At 36.5% G+C, this 21,001-nt stretch carries 21 protein-coding genes; 5 read left to right on the top strand and 16 right to left on the bottom strand.

Going from position 1 to position 21,001, the window contains the following annotated elements; translation table 11 throughout:
- Positions 1-29 precede the first annotated feature (29 nt).
- The 16 genes from paaZ to NZ698_RS18170 all read right to left on the bottom strand — a co-directional run bounded on the left by paaZ (position 30) and on the right by NZ698_RS18170 (position 15,193).
- Complete coding sequence (gene paaZ / locus NZ698_RS18245) at positions 30-2,525, bottom strand: phenylacetic acid degradation bifunctional protein PaaZ (RefSeq protein WP_263004679.1); 2,496 nt, start codon at positions 2,523-2,525, stop codon at positions 30-32.
- Between the two features lie 15 nt (positions 2,526-2,540).
- On the bottom strand, positions 2,541-3,089 hold the full coding sequence (locus tag NZ698_RS18240) for a hypothetical protein (RefSeq protein WP_263004678.1): 549 nt from the start codon (positions 3,087-3,089) through the stop codon (positions 2,541-2,543).
- Positions 3,090-3,100: 11 nt separating this feature from the next.
- The gene (locus NZ698_RS18235) at positions 3,101-3,928 is read right to left on the bottom strand and encodes an alpha/beta hydrolase (protein WP_263004677.1); all 828 of its coding nucleotides are present in this window, start codon (positions 3,926-3,928) and stop codon (positions 3,101-3,103) included.
- A gap of 21 nt (positions 3,929-3,949) precedes the next feature.
- Positions 3,950-4,543, bottom strand: a complete 594-nt coding sequence (locus NZ698_RS18230) for an acyltransferase (RefSeq protein ID WP_263004676.1) — start codon at positions 4,541-4,543, stop codon at positions 3,950-3,952.
- 124 nt (positions 4,544-4,667) lie between these two features.
- Positions 4,668-5,876, bottom strand: coding sequence for a 3-oxoadipyl-CoA thiolase (gene pcaF / locus NZ698_RS18225; protein WP_263004675.1), 1,209 nt, complete (start codon positions 5,874-5,876; stop codon positions 4,668-4,670).
- Entirely contained in the window at positions 5,869-6,540 is a 672-nt protein-coding gene (locus NZ698_RS18220; protein WP_263004674.1) for a hypothetical protein, read from the bottom strand. The genes pcaF and NZ698_RS18220 overlap by 8 nt, the downstream gene beginning before the upstream one ends.
- A gap of 1 nt (position 6,541) precedes the next feature.
- Positions 6,542-6,955: a PaaI family thioesterase gene (locus tag NZ698_RS18215; RefSeq protein ID WP_263004673.1), complete on the bottom strand. Its 414-nt coding sequence runs from the start codon at positions 6,953-6,955 to the stop codon at positions 6,542-6,544.
- Between the two features lie 55 nt (positions 6,956-7,010).
- The gene (locus tag NZ698_RS18210; RefSeq protein WP_263004721.1) at positions 7,011-8,147 is read right to left on the bottom strand and encodes a 3-hydroxyacyl-CoA dehydrogenase NAD-binding domain-containing protein; all 1,137 of its coding nucleotides are present in this window, start codon (positions 8,145-8,147) and stop codon (positions 7,011-7,013) included.
- A gap of 106 nt (positions 8,148-8,253) precedes the next feature.
- Positions 8,254-9,054 (bottom strand): enoyl-CoA hydratase/isomerase family protein, encoded by an 801-nt coding sequence (locus NZ698_RS18205; RefSeq protein WP_263004672.1) that lies wholly within the window; start codon positions 9,052-9,054, stop codon positions 8,254-8,256.
- A gap of 94 nt (positions 9,055-9,148) precedes the next feature.
- Positions 9,149-9,613, bottom strand: coding sequence for a 1,2-phenylacetyl-CoA epoxidase subunit PaaD (paaD, locus tag NZ698_RS18200; protein WP_263004671.1), 465 nt, complete (start codon positions 9,611-9,613; stop codon positions 9,149-9,151).
- Positions 9,614-9,693: 80 nt separating this feature from the next.
- Positions 9,694-10,443 (bottom strand): 1,2-phenylacetyl-CoA epoxidase subunit PaaC, encoded by a 750-nt coding sequence (paaC, locus tag NZ698_RS18195; protein ID WP_263004670.1) that lies wholly within the window; start codon positions 10,441-10,443, stop codon positions 9,694-9,696.
- 71 nt (positions 10,444-10,514) lie between these two features.
- Positions 10,515-10,796 carry a 1,2-phenylacetyl-CoA epoxidase subunit PaaB gene (gene paaB / locus NZ698_RS18190; RefSeq protein ID WP_034679196.1) on the bottom strand — a complete coding sequence of 94 codons (282 nt, stop codon included), beginning with the start codon at positions 10,794-10,796 and terminating at the stop codon, positions 10,515-10,517.
- A gap of 105 nt (positions 10,797-10,901) precedes the next feature.
- Entirely contained in the window at positions 10,902-11,840 is a 939-nt protein-coding gene (gene paaA / locus NZ698_RS18185) for a 1,2-phenylacetyl-CoA epoxidase subunit PaaA (protein WP_263004669.1), read from the bottom strand.
- An 87-nt stretch (positions 11,841-11,927) separates the two neighbouring features.
- Entirely contained in the window at positions 11,928-13,013 is a 1,086-nt protein-coding gene (locus tag NZ698_RS18180) for a 2Fe-2S iron-sulfur cluster-binding protein (RefSeq protein WP_263004668.1), read from the bottom strand.
- Positions 13,010-14,329 (bottom strand): phenylacetate--CoA ligase family protein, encoded by a 1,320-nt coding sequence (locus NZ698_RS18175; protein WP_263004720.1) that lies wholly within the window; start codon positions 14,327-14,329, stop codon positions 13,010-13,012. Before NZ698_RS18175 ends, NZ698_RS18180 begins: the two co-directional genes overlap by 4 nt.
- Positions 14,330-14,617: 288 nt before the next feature.
- Complete coding sequence (locus tag NZ698_RS18170; RefSeq protein ID WP_263004667.1) at positions 14,618-15,193, bottom strand: TetR/AcrR family transcriptional regulator; 576 nt, start codon at positions 15,191-15,193, stop codon at positions 14,618-14,620.
- A 361-nt stretch (positions 15,194-15,554) separates the two neighbouring features.
- On the opposite strand from NZ698_RS18170, the gene clpB reads away from it, so the two are divergent.
- The 5 genes from clpB to NZ698_RS18145 all read left to right on the top strand — a co-directional run bounded on the left by clpB (position 15,555) and on the right by NZ698_RS18145 (position 20,909).
- Positions 15,555-18,149 carry an ATP-dependent chaperone ClpB gene (gene clpB / locus NZ698_RS18165; RefSeq protein WP_263004666.1) on the top strand — a complete coding sequence of 865 codons (2,595 nt, stop codon included), beginning with the start codon at positions 15,555-15,557 and terminating at the stop codon, positions 18,147-18,149.
- 175 nt (positions 18,150-18,324) lie between these two features.
- The gene (locus NZ698_RS18160) at positions 18,325-18,849 is read left to right on the top strand and encodes a hypothetical protein (protein ID WP_263004665.1); all 525 of its coding nucleotides are present in this window, start codon (positions 18,325-18,327) and stop codon (positions 18,847-18,849) included.
- Between the two features lie 7 nt (positions 18,850-18,856).
- Positions 18,857-19,504, top strand: a complete 648-nt coding sequence (locus tag NZ698_RS18155; RefSeq protein ID WP_263004664.1) for a hypothetical protein — start codon at positions 18,857-18,859, stop codon at positions 19,502-19,504.
- A complete protein-coding gene (locus NZ698_RS18150; protein WP_263004663.1) occupies positions 19,483-20,268 on the top strand; it encodes a sensor histidine kinase in 786 nt (261 codons plus the stop codon). Before NZ698_RS18155 ends, NZ698_RS18150 begins: the two co-directional genes overlap by 22 nt.
- A complete protein-coding gene (locus NZ698_RS18145; protein ID WP_263004662.1) occupies positions 20,265-20,909 on the top strand; it encodes a response regulator transcription factor in 645 nt (214 codons plus the stop codon). Before NZ698_RS18150 ends, NZ698_RS18145 begins: the two co-directional genes overlap by 4 nt.
- Positions 20,910-21,001 lie beyond the last annotated feature (92 nt).

Below are 21,001 nucleotides of genomic sequence, written 5' to 3'. Positions count from 1 at the left end.
GGAATGTAATTTTATCATTTAATTTTGAATTAAATCAATCCAAACTGCTCAAAATGATGCGTAAAATGCTTTCTCTGGAAAAGCTCCATCATCTCTTTATTTAAATGTCCGAATCGTGGATTATAATGTTCCGCAAAAGGATTTTCCTTGAAATAGACGGTAAACTCTTTCAGTGTTTCTACCAGCTGAGTTTTAGCTGCATCCAGATTTTTATTTTTATTCTGTGGAACTTCACCTTCTTTCCACAAAGGATATTGTGCTCCCGGACGGATCTTTTTGTCGGTGTACAGCCAATCCTGAAGTTTTTCTAATTTTTCTTCCGGAATTTCATCAAAATCGTCCGGCTTCAGATCGCCGAATCCATTTCTTAGGACCTCTTCCAAATGTTCAACCATCAATTGCGGGGTGAAATCTCCGAAAATGGGTTGCGTATTTTCAGTTAAAGCATTTAATTTTTTCTGAATATTCTGAACTTTAAAATCAATAAATGGAGAATGCTTTGCCACCAATGTTAAAATTGTCGCTACACAAACCACCTCATCTCTTTGGTTGACTACTTCAACCAACCATTTTACAACGCCTGAAGGAATATTTCTTCCTTTCACACCTCGGTTGATTTTTTCTTTTGCCGTTAAATAAACCGTAATCGTGTCTCCTGCATAAACCGGTTTGAAGAACGAACAGTTTTCCAATCCGTAATTGGCGATAACAGGACCTTTTTTGCCTGAAACAAACAATCCAGCTGCTGCAGAAAGAATGAAGTATCCGTGAGCTACCGTTTTATCGAAAATCGTTCCTGATAAACTTGTCGCATCTGTATGAGCGTAGAAATGATCCCACGAAACATTGGAGAAGTTCACAATATCTGCATCAGTAACCGTTCTTCCTGCTGTTTCCAGAGAATCTCCAACCTCAACTTCCTCAAAGTATTTCTGGAAAGGATGTTTGTCTGAATATTTTTTCTCAGCGCCTTGCTGATACACTTTTGTAATCGCCGTCAAAATATCCGGTGAACCCTGAATGGCTGTTTTTTGAAGGAAGAAATGAAGACCGTTCAGTCCGCCCATTTCCTCGCCACCACCGGCTCTTCCCGGACCTCCGTGCATCAAAGTCGGAAGCGGAGAACCGTGACCTGTGCTTTCTTTTGCATTATCTCTGTTTAACACGAAAATTCTTCCGTGCTGAGAAGCCATTTTCCATGAGGTTTCAGCTACGAATTTTTCGTCGTGAGAAACGATTGAACCTACCAAACTTCCTTTTCCTCTTTTAGCCAAAGCAGCCGCTTCATCCGCATCTTTGTAAGGCATCAGCGTAGAAACCGGACCGAAAGCTTCGACATCGTGAGAGATATTTTTGGTAAATGGAGAGTCATTTAAAAACAGTTTCGGAGACATAAATGCGCCATTGTCATAATCTGCATCTACAAGCTCATGCTTTCCGTCATAAATCAGTTCGTTTTCAGTTTTCAGAATATCTACTTTTCTTAAAACCTCGTCATACTGCTGTTTTCCAACCAAAGACCCCATTCTCGTTTCTCTGCTTAACGGATTTCCAATTTTTGTCTGGTCTAAAGCTTTTGACAAAGCATTCTGAACATCACCAATTAAGTTTTCAGGAACCAAAATTCTTCTGATTGCTGTACATTTCTGTCCGGCTTTAGTTGTCATTTCGGTACGAACTTCTTTGATGAATAAATCAAATTCCGGCGTTCCCGGTTTTGCATCCAATCCAAGGATTGAACAGTTCAGTGAATCGGCTTCCATATTGAAACGGACAGAATTTCCTGAAACGGATGGTAAAGATTTTAATTTTCTACCCGTCGTCGCGGAACCTGTGAACAGAACGGAATCTCCATCCTGAACATAATCAAGAATATTTCCGGGCTCACCGCAAACCAGTTGCAGCGCACCTTCTGGAAGAACGCCACTTTCGATCATATCCTGAAAAACAGCATTCGTCAAGTAAGAACCATAAGGCGAAGGCTTCACAATTGAAGGAACACCCGCCAACAAAGAAGTCGACAGTTTTTCCAACATTCCCCAAACCGGAAAATTGTATGCATTGATTTGTACAGAAACACCCTCACTTGGTGTTAAAATATGAGTTCCTAAGAAAGTTCCGTTAGCAGAAATTTTCTGAGTTTCCCCATCTACCCAAAACGGTGTATTTGGAAGCATTCTTTTTGCCAATCCTGAGTACGTGAAAAATGTTCCAAAACCACCTTCAATATCAACCCATGAATCTGCATGAGTTGCACCGGTTTTATAGGATAAATCATAATATTTTTTCTTTCTTTCCAAAAGATACAGCGCAACCTTTTTTAACATTTCCCCACGATCGTAGAACGTCATGGATGAAAGATTTTTATAGCCTACTGTTCTTCCATAATCGAGAGCCTGTTCAAAATTCAGCCCTTCTGTATCTGAAATGGCAACCTGCTCTCCCGTCACAGCGTTGTACAAAGGAATTCCGTTTCCGGTTCCTTCAACCCATTCGCCGTGAATATAGTTTTTTAATTTTTCCATAAAATATTTTATATTTTAATATTTAATTTTAGCTTCTTTATTCACTTTTGGATGCTTATCCAACAAATAAAGAATTCTGTCAGATTCAGAAAAAGGAATATTGTAGGTAATACAAGATTCTTTTAAATCAGTAAGATACTTCTTATACAATTGAATCTTCTTGGGTTTACTGAAAGGAATTTTTAAATTTTGTCCGTATAAAATTCTATAAACTCTTTGATCAATAATCTGAAAATAATTTGGACTAATAAATCGTAAAAATGTTGAAGCCATAGGTAGATCAAAACCTCTGGAATCTAATAATTGCATTAAAATATAGTCAGATAAGTTTTCATTATAACCTTTTCTTAACTCATTAATTTTTAAAATTAAATCATCATTAATTTCTGGAAATCTGTTTGTCTTCCAAAGAACAATTTCCAGAATCGTTTCGTATGTGAAATCATCTTTTTTAGCATCAAGCTTCTCAGTTAATTCTTTCTGATATTTAAAGTCAGGAAGTTCATCAAGAAGTTCCTGTAAATTTTCTAAATTTTCAATGTATTTAATTTCATTATTCTTCATAAAACATGAAATTATTTTATTTCCTGATACGGAAACAATTTCACCAAACCTTCATACAAACTTCTGTGAAGAATCGTTGCGTGATTGTCTAAATCCATCATTTTATATTCTACCTTCCAGTTTTTCTTGTTTGAATTCTGAAGAACAGTATAGAAATCTTCGGCATCTTTTACCATCACTTTATGCTCTCCTTTTCCGACAGAAACGTAGACAAATTTTTTGGTATCCTTAATTTTCGCTAATAGTTGCGGAGACTGCTTCAGAAGACTTTCATCATCCCACCACAAACTCGGACTAATGATAAAATAGTTATTGAACATTTCAGGTTTTTTTAGCAGAATTTCTGTTGCTAAAAGTCCACCCAAAGACTGTCCGAATATATAGGTTGTGTCAGTTTTAAACTGATTTTCGATATACGGTTTTAATTCTTTTTCAAGAAAGCCAATAAACTTGTCTGAATGTCCTGTTGTAGGATAATCTTTCTGTAAATCTTTTAAATCCGTATGAAAAGTGAAGTCTCTTTTTCTGTCTACATTTGCAATTCCTACCACAATCGTTTCCGGCATTGCGTACATCTGATTAAAGAACTGCACCAACCCTGTTACATGAATAAAATCTTCATTCATACTTCCATCCAAAAGATAAATGATAGGATAGGATTTTGTTTTGTCGAAATTCTGCGGAAGATAAATATTCAGAGTTCTTTCTTCTTTTAAGATTCCAGATTTTAATGTTCTGATTTCCCCAATCGTCAATGGTTTTACAGTTCCATTCTGGGCAGAAACCGTGAATTGGAATGTGAATAAAATGGCGGCGAAAAAGAGGAGTTTATTAATCATATTTAAATTGAGTGGTAAAAATTATTTCACATCATCCCAAATCCCATAATCAACAACCTTCGTAGGAATTTGCTGAACATATTCCGTAAAAGGTTCACACAGTTGAATCGCATCCTTCCCTTCTCTCGCCAATTCCTGATACAATTTTGTTCCTTCCGTTTTCCATTTAATCATTTCATCAGAAACATCACGGATAATTTTTGCCGGACTTCCAACGATCAATTTTCTCGCATCACATCTGAAATTTGCAGGAACAAAAGCCAATGCACCGATGATGCACTCCTCGCCGATAATGGCTTTGTCCATAACAACAGTATTCATTCCAACCAAACAGTTTCTACCGATATGTCCGGAATGAATAATCGCTCCGTGACCGATGTGTGCAGATTCTTCCAAAATGGTTTCAATCCCCGGAAAAACGTGAAGCGTACAGTTTTCCTGAACATTAGCACCGTCTTTCACAATAATTTTACCCCAGTCGCCACGAATCACCGCATTGGGACCGACATAAACCTCTTCGCCGATTTCCACATTTCCAATGATCACCGCCTGTGGATGAACGTAAGCAGAAGGTTTTATTATTGGACGAATTCCGTGATATGAGTAGATATTCATAAATTTTTAATTAAAATTTAAATCTAACGATGTATCAATGTATTAGTTTACCAATGTAACAATTTGAAAATCACTCTTCAATATTGTTACACTGTTACATTGATAAAGTGCTACATTATTAAAATTATACTTTTTCAATCACCATCGCATAACCCTGACCGACACCGATACAAAGCGTACACAACGCATATTTTTTATTTTGTTTCTGAAGTTCCAAAGCTGCAGAACCGATAATTCTTGCTCCGGAAACTCCAAGTGGATGACCGATAGCAATTGCGCCTCCGTTCGGATTTACTCTTGAATCATCATCTTTTAAACCTAAACTTCTGGTTACCGCCAGAGATTGAGCAGCAAAAGCTTCGTTTAATTCGATCACATCCATGTCGTCCAATGAAAGATCTAATCTTTTCAATAGTTTTTGAGTCGCTTCAACAGGTCCGATTCCCATGATTCTTGGCTCGACACCAGCAACTGATGATCCTAAGATCTTAGCTTTTGGTTTTAAACCATATTTTTTTACCGCTTCTTCGCTTACTAAAATTAAAGCTGCCGCTCCGTCGTTCATTCCAGAAGCATTTCCAGCCGTAACTGTTCCGCCGTCTTTTCTGAAAGCCGGACGAAGTTTTCCTAATCCTTCTATAGAAGAGGTCGGCTTGATAAATTCGTCTTTATCGAAAATTTTCACATCGCCTTTTCTTTGCGGAATTTCAACTTTTACAATTTCTTCCGCCAGTCTTCCGCTCTCCTGAGCTTTAGTCGCTTTTTGTTGAGACCAAAGGGCAAATTTGTCCTGATCTTCACGGCTGATGTTGTGCATTTCTGCCAAATTTTCAGCGGTGTCTCCCATCGTATCTACACCGTACATTTCTTTCATTTTGGGATTCACAAATCTCCATCCGAAAGTAGTGTCAAACATCTGACTGTCTCTCCCGAAAGCCGTACTTGGTTTTGACATCACATAAGGTGAACGCGTCATGTGCTCAACGCCACCTGCAATGTAAATTTCGCCTTCTCCGGAAGCGATCGAACGGAAAGCATTTGCCACCGCCGACATTCCTGAAGCGCATAGTCTGTTCACCGTTTCACCTCCGATTTTGTACGGAAGTCCGGCCAATAAAAGTCCCATTCTTGCTACGTTTCTGTTATCTTCTCCTGCTTGGTTTGCACATCCGAAAATAACATCTTCAATTTCCTCAACAGGAACTTCAGGGTTTCTAGCTACGATTTCTTTCAAAACGATTGCTGCCAAATCATCGGCTCTCACTTCTGACAATCCTCCGCCTAATTTTGAAATGGGAGTTCTGATGTAATCTATGATGTATACACTATTCATTTTTAGGATTTTTAAAATTTATTACTTCAATTGGTGTGATTATATCATTCTTTGGAGCAATACTTTGGAGCAACAACTCTTTTTGCATTTCTTCAATCTGTTGCAAATAAAGCATGTAAGACGTATCCATCTCTGTCTCTAATCTATCAAAACAAACAAATCTTATATCTGTCGCCTTTTGTATTTTTTCACAAGCAATAATAGGATCAACTCTTCTGTGTTCTAAGTTATATAATAGTATGTTGAAATTAATCAGCATGTCGTGAGGGTATAAGCTCTGTCTTGGACCAACGATATAGGAAATTTTTGTACAATTATAAAATAAATCATAAGCAACTTGGTTTAGTCCTCCTCTGCAACAAGATAACATAATAACGCAATCTTCATTCATACACATTGAAGAACATAGTTCAGCCCCAAATTCAAACCAGCTACAATTTATTTCACCAACAGAATCACAAAAACCGGTAGAATCACCATGAGAACTTATATAAATATAATCATATTGAATACCTTTATTAAGTGAATCAAATAACTCGTGATTATTTTTAGGACAATAATCGTGAACTTCTATTCCATATAATTGAGCTTGATTTTTTATAATATCACATTCCTCTTTTTCTCCAGGAACACCACATGCTCTTATGATTAATATTTTTTTCATATTATAAATCAACGACTTTTTTTCCAATTTTATAAACTGTCCCCACAAACTTTGCTACCAATTCATCATTCTGATTGGTAATTTTAATGTCGTAAATCGCTGTTTTTCTTGTATCATTTACCAAGATGCTTTCGGCTCTGAAAATATCGCCTTCTCTTCCTGCTTTTGTAAAGTTGATAACACAGTTTAATGCTACCGCGGCATCACCGGAATTGTTGGAAGAAAATGCCAATGCAGAATCTGCAAAAGCAAACGTAACTCCGCCGTGAACCGTTTTAAGCCCATTAATCATATCTTTTTTGATGGGCATTTCTATTAAACAATAATTTTCTTTGACTTCGATCAATTTGATATTCATCCATTGGGAAAAATAATCCTGATCGAACATATATTCTGCAACCTGTCTTGGATTCATATTTTTTATTTGAGAATTTGAAAATGAGAAAATGTGATAATCAATTTCAAATTATCTAATTTAATTTATGTAATAATGGGCTTTGTCTATATCTTTCCTCCTGATATTCTCCATAAAGATTTTCTAATATATCTGAAATTAAATCATAACCAAGTTCTTTTCCCCATTGCAAAAGACCTTTCGGATAATTTACACCTTTCTGCATTGCGAGTTCAAGATCTTCATCGCTCGCAATTCCTAATCTTTTAGCCTCTACAGCTTCGTTAATTAGCATTGCTATGATTCTGTGAAAGATATCATCATACAATAATTCGTCTTTCTTAGCAGTTGGTTTTACAGCTCCTTCACTGTAGTCATAGAAGCCTTTTCCTGTCTTTCTACCGTGGAGTTTTGCTTCAGACATTCTTTGCTGCAATAAAGATGGTTTGTATTTCGGATCATAGAAATAATCTTTGAAAACGGTTGTTGTTACTGAGAAATTTACATCAACACCAATTAAATCCATCAGTTCAAAAGGTCCCATTTTGAAATTTCCTAACGTTCTCATCGCTTCATCAACCTGTTCCGGAGTTGCGATATTTTCCTCAACAATTCTTAATGCTTCACCGTAATATGGACGAGCGATTCTGTTGACAATAAATCCGGGAATATCTTTAGCAATCACAGGAACTTTACCCCAATCTTTCATAAGATTATACATTTTTTCGGCTAAAGATTTTTCTGTGAGTAAAGAAGGAATAATTTCAACCAAAGGCATCAGAGGAGCCGGATTGAAAAAGTGAATTCCGATGAAACGCTCCGGTTTTTGCAGTTCTGCACCGAGAGAAGTGATGGAAATGGATGATGTATTAGAAGCAATCACACAGCTGTCAGAAACATGTTTCTCTAATTCCGTGAAAACTTTTGTTTTGATTTCTTTATTTTCAATGATGGCTTCGATAACGAGTTCGCAATCTTTGAAGTCCTTCAACTCTGTAGCAATGGAAATATTAGATAAAATTTCGACCATTTTTTCTGCTGAAATTTTTTGTTTATCCACCAATTTAGTCAATGTTTTTTCCAAACCTACGGTTGCCGTTTCTACCTGTTTTGCGTTGGCGTCATAAACCCAAATTTTGCATCCGTTGGTTGCGGCCACTTGTGCGATGCCAATTCCCATCGTTCCGGCACCTATAATTCCTACATTCGTCATAATGTAACAGTCTATCAATGTAACAATGTAACAATCTCTGTCATGCTACATTTATCAAAGCATTCCATTGGTAAACTGGTACATTGGTACATTGTTATATTAATTTTTATTTTCCTTTATAATCTGGTTTTCTCTTTTGCAAAAAAGCACTCACCCCTTCTTTAAAATCTTCTGTTTCTGCGGCTTCCTGTTGCAAATCACCTTCCAATTCCAATTGATCTTTCAATGAATTATTGTAAGAAGCGGCGAAAGCTTTTTTGGTTAATTTTAAACCAATGGTCGGCATATTCGAAACTTTTTCTAAAATTTCCATTGATTTTGAATTAAATTCTTCTTCAGTGAAAACCTCAGCAACCAAACCGTAAGATTTTGATTCTTCAGCAGATAATTTTTTGCCTGTAAATGCTAAATAATTCGCCAATTGCCTTCCTAATAATTTTGGTAAGAAATACGTTCCGCCTGTATCCGGGATCAATCCGATATTAGAGAATGCTTGTGCAAAATAAGCTTTATCATTCGCCAAAACGAAGTCGCAAATCAATGCCAACATCGCACCGGCTCCCACTGCAGGGCCGTTGACCAAAGCAACGACAGGTTTTTTGCAACGTGTAATTTCCAGCACCAGAGGATTGTAATAGTCGGTCACAATTCTTCTGATAATATCGTCATCGTGATGGTCATTTCCCTGAACGAAAGCATCGTCAAGATTCTGACCGGAACAAAAAGCTCTTCCTCTGCCAGAAATCGCCACACATCTTACTGTTGGGTCATTACTGCATTCCTTTACAAAATCTTTGAGGTCTGCCAAAGATGGCTTCGTTAAAGCATTCATTGTATCAGGCTGATTGAGGTAAGCGATTTTTAATTTTCCGTCAAAATGCGATTCAATATCGAGTTGTGTGTACATAGTTTTAATTTTTTAATTTGAAAATTAGTCAATTTGAAAATTCTGATTTCACTACTAATTTACTCATTTTCAAATTAGCACATTTTCAAATTGTTTAATGGCATTTAAAATAATCAAACGGCTCCAGACAGTCTAAACATTGGTAAGAAGCCTTACACAAAGTAGATCCGAATCTGCTGATCTGTTTTGAATTCATCGAGCCGCAGCGTGGACATTTTTTTGGTTTTCCTATGTGGTTTTCGTCGGCTCCTTTTTCGGGAGGCGTAATTCCGTAGACACGGAGTTTTTCTCTCGCTTCGTCCGTCAACCAGTCTGTCGTCCAGATCGGAAACATTTTGGTGACCACTTTTGCATCCCAACCGTTTTCCTTCATGATCTTGATGATATCTTCCTCAATGGTAAACATAGCGGGACAGGCAGAATAAGTTGGCGTAATCGTCACTTCACAAGAATTTTCGCTGGTAATTTTCGCTTCTCTTACAATACCTAATTCCACGATATTGATTACCGGAATTTCCGGATCGGGAACTAATTCTAATATTTCTAAAGGATTTTTCAATTTCAAATCTAACAATTTAACAGTGTATCAATGTAACAATCATCACTAGACTGTTAGATTGGTATATTGGTACATTTTTACTACCACGTACATCCCGGATATGCTCTCTGCATATACTGCAATTCGCAAAGGATAAATCCAAAGTATTCCGTGTGATAACCTGTTCTTGATTTTGGCTGCATGAAAGGATTGGCAGGATATTCCAAACCGAAATCTGCAAAATCTCTGGTGGTAATTGATACAAAATCTTCATACAAGGCATCAACATTCGGAGCGATGTTTAAAGCAATTAAATCATCTTCACCTTCTGTTTTTGCAAATAAACCTTTGGTGTATTCCCAGATATTTTCGATGGATCTTTCAAGACGCATTTTGCTTTCTTCAGTTCCGTGTCCGAAAATTTTCATCCATGACGCAGCGTGCGTGTAATGATATCTAACTTCTTTCAGAGATTTCTGAGCGATAGCAGATAGTTCTTCATTCGTAGAATTCGACAAAGCTTCATACATCAACTTTTGATACACTGCGAAAACATATACTTTCAAAATGGTCTGAGCATAATCTTCGTTGGGAAGTTCTGTCCAGTGTGCATTCAAATATTCGTGCTCGTATCTCAGGAAAGCCAAATCATCTTCACTTTTCCCGTTGTCGGCGACTCTCGAAGCGTACACGTAAAAGTTGTTGGCTTGACCAAGCTCATCCAAAGCAATGTTTGTCAAAGCGATATCTTCCTCCAGATAAGGACCTTCACCGCACCACGCAGACAGACGCTGTCCCATAATGAAACTGTCATCTGCTAGTTTTAATAAATAATTATATAATGGGTTCATTTTTTAATTTTTGTAAAATGTAAATGTCGGAAGTACAATGTACTTTTTACAGCCGACATTGTACAAATGAATTACATATTTTTTACATCGTTTGGTATGTCGTAGAACGTCGGGTGACGGTACAATTTGTCATCAGCCGGATCAAAGAAAGCTTCTTTGTCGATTCCTTCTGAAGTCACAATATATTTACTTGGAACTACCCAAACAGAAGTTCCTTCTTTTCTTCTTGTATAAACGTCTCTTGCATTCTGCAAAGCCATTTCTGCTGTTGGTGCCTGTACAATTCCAACGTGTTTGTGAGATAATCCCGGTTTAGTTTGAATAAACACTTCCCACATATCTAAATTTGCCATAAATAAAATTAAATTTAACAATGTATCAATGTACCAGTTTACCAATGAAATGCTTCGACAAGCTCAGCATGACAATGATTGTTACATTTTTACATCGGTATATTGTTATATTGAAATTTTTTTCTGTTTTTCCGCAAAAGCCTTCGCTGCTTCTTTTACCCAAAGGTTCTCCTGCTGTGCTTTTACTTTGGTCTGCAGTCTTTTTTTGTTTGCGGGACCGTTTCCTTTTAAGATTTCCATGAATTCATCCCATGGAAGTTCTCCGAAATCGTAATGCTGTCTTTCCTCGTTCCATTTTAAGTCTTTATCCGGAACGGTTAAGCCTAAAAATTCAGCCTGAGAAACCGTAACGTCGATAAATCTCTGACGTAGACTGTCGTTGCTTTCTCTTTTCACTCTGTAGTTCATCGAGATTTTAGAGTTGGGCGAACTGTCGTCATTCGGACCAAACATCATTAAAGCCGGCCACCAGAAACGGTTTAACGAAGCCTGAGCCATTTCTTTCTGCTGTTTTGTACCACGGCAAAGTGCCATCAAAATCTCGTAACCCTGTCTTTGGTGGAAAGATTCTTCTTTACAGATTTTCACCATCGCTCTTGAGTAAGGACCATAAGAATTCCCCATCAACATCACCTGATTCATAATCGCTGCTCCATCAACCAACCAACCGATGGCACCGATATCTGCCCAGCTTAAAGTTGGATAATTGAAGATACTTGAATATTTTGCTTTTCCTTCCAACATATCTTCGTAGGTAGCATCTCTGTCGGCTCTGATGGTTCCGTTTCCTAAAGTTTCGGTGGCAGAATAAAGGTATAAACCGTGACCTGCTTCATCCTGAACTTTAGCCAAAAGCGCCATTTTTCTTCTCAAAGAAGGTGCTCTTGAAACCCAATTGGCTTCCGGCAACATCCCGACAATCTCAGAATGTGCGTGCTGTGAAATCTGACGAACCAATAATTTTCTGTAATCATCAGGCATTACATCTTTCGGTTCTACTTTATTTTCGTCGTGTACGTATTGTACGAATTTTTCTAAGTTCATAATTTTTCCAATTTAACAATGTATCAGTCTAACAATGTACCAATGATTGTTACACTGGTAAATTGATATATTGTTACATTAATTTAATTACACATCATAATTTAGCATCACCACATTTGTTGTCGGGTGACACTGGCAAGTCAGAACAAAACCTCTGGCTACTTCGTCTTCGGTTAATGCGAAATTTTTCTCCATGAAGACTTCTCCTTCGAGAACTTCCGCTTTACACGTACAGCAAACTCCTCCTTTGCAGGCAAAAGGCACTGGAAGATTGTCTTTCAATGCTTTATCTAAGATACTCTCTTTTTTTGAATTTAGATGGAACGAATATTCATCATCATCGATAATCACCGTCACCATACTTTCAATATTGGCAATGGCCTTGAATTCATCGCTCATTTCCGCGGAATCTTCTTCGTCCGGAGCCGAGAAATATTCAAACAAAACCTGAATCGCAGGAACTTTTTTGTCTTTCTTTAAATAATCGGAAATCCCTTTAATCATCTCCGAAGGCCCACAAATAAAATAAGTAGCTTCCTTCACATCAATATCGGTATATCTTTCAAATAAATGATCTAGTTTTTCAGGAGAAATTCTTCCCTCAAAAATCGGGTCTACATGTTTTTCACGGCTTACCAGATAAACCACTTTCAGTCTACCGTTGAACTGCTCTACTAACTTATCGATCTCAGCTTTTTTCATCACATGATTCATGCTTCTGTTGCTGTAGAAAAGATATGCATTGGAATTCGGTTCCTGGTAAAGACTTTCCTTCAAATTAGAAAGAATCGGACTGATTCCGCTTCCTGCAGCCAATCCAACGTAGGTTTTTGTGTTGGTCGGATGATAAGAAGTATTAAAACCGCCCATCGGAGGCATCACTTCCAAAACCTCATCCATGTGCAGATGCTCATTGAAATATCCGGAAACTCTTCCGCCTTCCAAAAGCTTCACCAAAACTTCAAGCGTATTGCTTTTTTCGCTCGGCGCATTGCAGATAGAATAAGAACGGCGCTCTTCATTACCGTTAACCATCAGTTTAAAATTCAGATACTGCCCCTGTTTGAACCTGAATTTATCCTTCAGCTCCTCAGGAATTTCCAATGCCACATTCACCGCATCATTGGTATCTTTCTGAACTTTTACAGTTTTTAATTTATAAAATGAATTCATTTTGTCTTTAGTATTCTGTTAATTTTTCCACCTTCGCATTTCGGTAAGCTGTCCTGAGCGTGAATTTTCACTTTCGTGGTAATTCCTACTCTCTTTTTTATTTCGTTTTCGATGCTTTTCCCAAAATTTCCTGCGAAAATAAGATATTCATCTGAATTTATATTTAAATTTTCTGAGGTCACCAATTCATCATCAATTTCTACGTCGATGTCGAGTGCCACACACATCTGTTCTTTCTCAATTGGCGTCAGATAATAATTTGGAACCACGCCTTTTACATGAGAAAAAGCTTCCTCAATCTGACTTGGGTAAACATTTACGCCTCTTACAATCAGCATATCATCCGCCCTACCCAAAATCGGTTTCATTTTAACCATGGTTCGTTTGGCATTTTCGTCGTAGTACAGACTTGTGATATCATTCGTCCAGTAACGGAGAAGCGGCATCGCTTTTTTAGTTAAAGTAGTTATCACCAACACACCTTCTTCACCGTATGGAAGCGGTTCTCTGGTAACCGGATCTAAAATTTCAGGATAAAAATGATCTTCCCAAATGTAAGATCCACCTTTCTCCTCAAAATCTTCCATCGAAACTCCGGGACCGATAATTTCACTTAAACCATAAATATTGGTGGCGTGAACGCCCAGTCTTTCCTCGATGTGATGTCTTATAATTTCCGTCCAGGGTTCTGAACCTAGAACGGCATATTTTAAACTGATTTCGTCAGCAGAGATTCCTCTTTTTGCAAATTCATCAGCGATGGTTAGTGCGTAAGAAGGCGAGCAACAAAGAACTTCCGGCTGAAAATCGATAATGAGATCAACCTGTCTTGAAGTCATTCCTCCTGAAATCGGAAGAACGCTCATTCCTAATTTTTCTGCACCGTAATGCAGTCCGAGTCCACCAGTGAAAATTCCGTAACCGTAAGCGTTATGTAACTGCATTCCCGGTTTTGCTCCGGCGGCATTTAATGATCTGGCCACCACTTCGCTGAAAAGATCAACATCTTCTTCAGTATAGCCGACAACTGTCGGTTTTCCTGTTGTTCCGCTTGAACAGTGAATTCTCTGCAGTTCATTTTTCGGAACAGTAAATAATCCGAAAGGATAGTTATCTCTTAAATCCTGTTTGTAAGTGATAGGTAGTTTGGAAATATCTTCAATGGTCCTGATATCCTGATTGGAAATTCCCAATTCATCAAATTTTCCTTTATAAAAATCTGACTTCTCTTCAAGATAAATAATTAAATTCTTCAATCTTTCAGATTGTAGTTTTCTTAACTCATTAATTTCTAAATACTCAACATCAAACCTCATCACTAACTAACATTTGTTAGGAACAAAATTAATAAAGTTTTTCTACATGACCAAATTTTTATGGCTTCTGTCAGATTTTAAGTGACTTTCAATAGTTTTAGATTGTTGCTGAGGTTGAGATTAAGGCAAATCTTGCGTTGAGTTTGTTATTATTAAAGAAGAGTAGTAAAGAATCTAACATACATAAAATACTTGTACCGAGATTCCTCCGGAATGACAAACCAAATGCTTATTTTTTGAATTAAATAAATATAGATTCTTTCTTCGTCAGAATTACAAAGAAGTTTATTATTTATGATTCCCCAAAAGCCCAAAAAGAATTTTATCTCTGATTTCCTCTTTGATGTCAACAGAAGATTCTGTATTTCTTTTGAACCAGAAATAAGAGTTGTTCAAAGTATGAAGAATAAATCTCGTGGTGAAAGTTGGAGATTTCAGTTCCCAGTTTTCAGCGCTATAGATTTCAAGCAATAACTGCTCGACCTCCAGCTGATAGTTTTTTCTCATTTCAATAAACTCAGGAAGCCGTCCGTCTAAATGCTTCCACTCATTAGAATAAATGTGGGTCACATCACGGTTTTTGAGAACTACAGACAAATGTTTGTCTATAAACAGGTTTAATTTTTCTTTTGGAGGAAGATTGGTGTTTTTAATTTCCTGAAGCTGAGCGAAAAACTCGTGTGCAATTCCAAAACAAATCCATTCAAGAATCTCTTCCTTCGAACGGATGTGCGCATACAAAGAAGCCGCTTTGATATTAAGTTTTGTTGCCAAGTCTCTTACTGAGCTGCCCATATAACCTTTCTCTTTGAAAAGTTCTACCGCAACGTCTAATATTTTTTTCTGTTTTTCTTTAAGCTCCATGATCTGAGTGCAAAAGTAATTATTCTGTTTTAAATCTCAGTTCAACAGCTTCAAAATATTAAAAGGTCAAAATGTACATCTGAAATCTAAATTTAAAAGCACATATCGGAAAATTTGGCAATAAAACAAATTCCAACAATACAATATTCGGAAAATTTGTCTTGAAAATTTATAAATTCAACAATAGAATACTTTTTGCGATAAGCTAATCGAATTAAATGATTAAATAAGATTGAGAACATCAGAAATTAGAACAATCAGCTTTGACAATTAGCACTTATCAGATTCTTATGGTCTGAAATCTGATGTTTAAAATCTTAAAATAAATAAGTTTAAATTAAAGAATCAAAATACACATCATATGAACTTAAACCAATATACCGTAAAATCACAGGAAGCCATTCAGGCCGCTCAGCAGGTGGCAATGGAATTTGGTAACCAGCAAATAGAACCTCAACATCTTCTGGAAGGAATCTTTCAGGTCGATGAAAACATATCGCCTTTTTTACTCAAGAAATCTGAAGCAGATGCCACTTTGGTAAGAGAGCGAAACAGAGAAAATTTAGAAAGACTTCCGAAAGTACAGGGAGGAAATATTTATCTTTCAAATTCAGCCAACAAAGTTTTGTTGGATGCACCGAACATCGCTAAAAAAATGGGCGATGAATTCGTAACTATCGAGCACCTTTGGCTGTCACTTTTGGAAACCAATTCAGAAGTTTCAAAAACCCTGAAAGATATGGGTGTGACCAAAAGTCTTCTGGAAGGCGGAATCAAAGAATTAAGAAAAGGTTCGAAAGCGACTTCTGCAAGTTCGGAAGAGACGTATCAATCTTTAAATAAATATGCGAAAAACTTTAATGAACTCGCTGCAGAAGGAAAATTGGATCCGGTCATTGGCCGTGATGAAGAAATCAGAAGGGTTTTGCAGATTCTTTCGAGAAGAACGAAAAACAATCCAATTTTAATTGGAGAGCCTGGTGTTGGTAAAACGGCAATTGCAGAAGGAATCGCACACAGAATTATCAGCGGTGATATTCCTGAAAATTTGCAGGATAAAACTTTGTACTCTTTGGATATGGGCGCTTTGATTGCCGGCGCAAAATACAAAGGTGAATTTGAAGAACGTTTGAAATCGGTTGTAAATGAAGTCATAAAATCTGACGGACAAATTATTCTTTTCATCGATGAAATCCACACTTTGGTTGGAGCCGGAGGTGGAGAAGGCGCGATGGATGCAGCAAATATCCTGAAACCTGCTTTGGCTAGAGGAGAATTGAGAGCCATCGGTGCGACAACTTTGAATGAATATCAAAAATATTTTGAAAAAGATAAAGCCTTAGAAAGACGTTTCCAGAAAGTGATGGTAGAAGAACCGGATACGGAATCCGCGATTTCAATTTTGCGTGGAATTAAAGATAAATATGAAGCTCACCACAAAGTAAGAATCAAAGATGAAGCGATTATTGCGGCGGTAGAAATGTCTCAGCGGTATATTTCAGACCGGTTTTTACCGGACAAAGCAATTGATTTGATTGACGAAGCATCAGCGAAATTGAGGATGGAAATCAATTCGAAACCAGAAGAACTCGATGTTCTTGACAGAAAATTGATGCAGATGGAAATTGAATTGGCGGCCATTTCAAGAGAAGGAAGCCAGACGAAAATCGACCATTTAAAAGAAGATATTTCGAAAATTTCTGAGGAAAGAAACGAAATCAATGCAAAATGGCTGAAAGAAAAACAGAAGTCTGAGGATTTAACGTCAATTAAAAAAGATATTGAATCTCTGAAATTGGAAGCTGAGAGAGCCTCAAGAGCTGGAGATTACGCCAAAGTTGCAGAAATTCAGTACGGGAAAATCAAGGAGAAAGAAGATGCTTTGCAGAAACTCGAACTGGAGATGCAAAACCATCAGAATGAATTGATTAAGGAAGAGGTAACCGCAGATAACATATCAGAAGTGATTGGAAAATGGACAGGAATTCCTGTTACAAAGTTGCTCCAATCTGAAAGAGAAAAATTATTACATCTTGAAACTGAGCTTCATCACAGAGTGGTAGGTCAGGAAGAAGCAATTCAAGCGGTTGCTGATGCGATTAGACGAAACAGAGCAGGACTAAGCGACGAGAAAAAACCGATTGGTTCGTTCTTATTTTTAGGAACAACCGGAGTCGGTAAAACCGAACTTGCAAAAGCTTTAGCTGAGTTTTTATTTGACGATGAAAACAATATGACGAGAATTGATATGAGTGAATATCAGGAGCGTCATTCGGTGTCGAGATTGGTTGGTGCTCCTCCAGGATATGTTGGGTATGATGAAGGTGGTCAATTGACGGAAGCCGTGAGAAGAAGACCTTACTCAGTCGTGCTTTTGGATGAAATTGAAAAAGCGCATCCAGATGTTTTCAACACATTGCTGCAAGTTTTGGATGACGGAAGACTGACGGATAATAAAGGTAGAGTCGTGAATTTCAAAAATTCGATTATCATTATGACTTCGAATCTCGGTTCGCACATTATTCAGGAGAATTTTGAGAATATTACCGAAGAAAATCAGGATGAAATTGTGGACAAAACAAAAGTTCAGGTTTTTGATTTATTAAAACAAACGCTACGCCCGGAATTCCTGAACAGGATTGATGAAACGGTATTATTCCAGCCTTTAAGAAAAAAAGAAATCGGAAAAATCGTTCAGTATCAGTTGAGAGGTTTCAATGATTTGTTGCTGAAAAGAAACATCATTATGACGGCTACGCAAGATGCTTTGAATTATCTGACCAACAAAGGTTACGATCCGGTTTTCGGAGCGAGACCTTTGAAAAGAGTGATTCAGCAGGAAGTTTTGAATAAATTATCAAAAGAAATCCTTGCAGGAACCGTGAATGACGGCGATAGAATTACGCTGGATTATTTTGAGGAAACAGGTTTGGTTTTTAGACCTACAGAAAAATAAGTAGTTTTTTTTCATATATAATTATTTTTGTAGAAAATAACCGCAGACTTTGGTTTGCGGTTACTTTATTTTTAAAACTATCCGTAAAAACACGGTGTCTCTCATTGGGGAAAAACACATATGGTATTACAATTTTTTTTCAGTAATTTGTGGAACTAATTTTAAAAAACTAATCATGGGAACAGAACAAAATGACAATAGCCAAAGACAAAATCAATCCATTTCACCAAGTTCAATGTCTTGTGATACGATTCAGGAATTAGTAGATAATTATCACAACAATCAATTGGCGTTTATAACCGAAAACTTAGGATTTGAAGATGCCCACTCGATTTGGTTTGACCTTGAAACCATTAAAAATTTCATTGCAGAAATAGAGCTTCAAGCCCACTTGATCGATCCTACATGTCCTGACAAAGATTTGGGAATTCGTTTTTATTATGCAGCTTATCCTGAAACTCCAACCGATCCTATTCCTGAAGATTACGCTAAAAGACATACTTTGGTGATGGTTCCTACAAAAAAAGAGGAAGATGGTAGTGGACAAATGCTAAATTTTGATTTTAATCCTTTTGAATCTGATTCTGAAACAGATCCTGAAAATGCATTGGCATTAATAGGTGGACTTGGAAGAAATGCTTTAGCACAGAATCATGGAAAATTAACTCCTCCGGGAAACCCGATAGTCGAGTCCTACTAATAAAATTATGTATAACTTTTTACATTTACTTTCTGACAGCTTATTTGCAGCAGAAGCTATTGCTGCTATAACATCAATTGTGTATTACAAAAGTATAAAAGCAAGCCACTACCGCTACTTTTCAATATTTTTGATTGTAATCTTCTGCTGTGAAATAATTGGAGGATATGGAGAAAAAATTATCTCATTCTCAAATCCGATATTTTTCAATTATTTTGTTATTCCTTTAGAATTTTTATTCTTTTTCTGGCTTTATGCATATCAATCATTTAAAAATAAAAAATTATTTTACATTTTTGCAGTGATTTATGCACTCTCATTTATCCTTAATGAATTATACTTTATAAAAAATAAAAACATTTTTTCGTTCAATTATACCGTAGGAAGTTTTCTCCTCATGTTCTTAGTAATTATTGAGTACTATAAACAGATTAACTCCGATGATATTCTTAATTTTGCTAAAAATAAAATGTTTTATATCAATCTTGGTGTAACTTTGTTTTATATCGGATCACTTCCTTTTTGGGCATTTTATTTGCAGCTTTTAGAGCACCGAAAAATTTGGGATCTTTATCTTATATATTTCAGATTATCTGGAATTATCATGTATCTTTTATTTGCAAGTTCATTTATATGGGGGAAACGGAACTCTTAGCAACAATTATTTTATTCAATTTATTTTTTGCAATGTTTCTTATTGCAGTTATAATTTATATTAACAAATACAGACTGAGAAAAAAAGAGTATCTGAACGAAATTGAAATTAAAAATGAAATTCATCAAAGAGAACTTCTTGCTACTCAATTAGAAATTCAGCAGGCTACAATGCAGCAAATTGGTCGTGAACTTCATGATAATATCGGTCAGAAGCTTACTTTGGTCAGCCTTTATACTCAACAGATGCTCTACGAAAATAAAGTTCCTGAAGTAAGTGAAAGAATTGATCAGGTTTCACAAATCATCAATCAATCTCTGCAGGATTTACGAAGTCTATCTAAAACACTAACAGACGACAATATCAATCATAAAGAAATTACAACTTTAATTGAGGAAGAAGTCGATAACATTAATGCATTAAAAAAATGTCAAATTCATTTTGAACATGAAATGGAAAATCTTGAGTTAGATTTTGTTCACAAAAATGTGCTTCTCAGAATTACTCAGGAGTTTATTCAAAACAGCATCAAGCATTCTCAATGCAAAAATATTTTCATTAAACTTAAAACTAATGAACAAAATTTATGGGAACTGAATATCCAAGATGATGGTGTTGGTTTTGATACAGCAAAAACTCTGAGCAACGGAATCGGACTGACGAATATGAAGAACCGCGCAAAGATAATCGGAGCAGATTTCAGCTTTACAAGTGAAACAGATTCCGGAACCTCTCTCAATATTTCATTTAAAAATCAGGCATGAAAAAAACAATAGTAATCGTTGATGATCATCTGCTTATCGCAAAAGCTCTGGAAGGAATTATTGATAATTTTCAGGATTTTCAGGTGATCTATGTTGCAGAAAACGGACAGAATCTTATTGATAAATTTCAAAGCAATCATGAAATTCCCGATATTATTCTGATGGATATAAGTATGCCCATCATGGATGGATTTGAAAGCGTTTTATGGCTGAAAAAAAATCATCCAGATGTCAAAGTCATGGCTTTAAGTATGCAGGGCGATGACAACAGTGTGATCAAAATGATAAAAAACGGCGCCAAAGGCTATCTTTTGAAAAATACCCATCCAAGAGATCTCGAAACAGCTCTTATTAAACTGAAAGACGATGGTTTTTTCTATCCGGAATGGGCATCAAAAATCATTTTTTCTAATATCAACAATGATGGTATTAATGAGAAGGTGGTAAAAATTTCTGAAAGAGAAAAAGAATTTCTCACCTACACCGCTACAGAATTAAGCTACAAAGAAATTGCTGAGAAAATGGCTTGCAGTCCGAGAACCGTGGAAAGTTACAGAGATCAGCTTTGTGAAAAATTAGATTTGAAATCAAGAGTAGGATTAGCCGTTTTTGCTCTCAAAAATGGTTTTGCAAAATCTTAGAATTATTTTCATTTTTCAGGAAGTACAGAATTTTAAACATAAAAAAAGAAGCTTTTTCAGCTTCTTTTTTTTAATATTGTTTGAAAAATATA

The organism is Chryseobacterium edaphi (assembly GCF_025628985.1).
Lineage (GTDB): Bacteria > Bacteroidota > Bacteroidia > Flavobacteriales > Weeksellaceae > Chryseobacterium > Chryseobacterium edaphi.
This window is presented reverse-complemented; position numbering and strand designations above follow the sequence as displayed.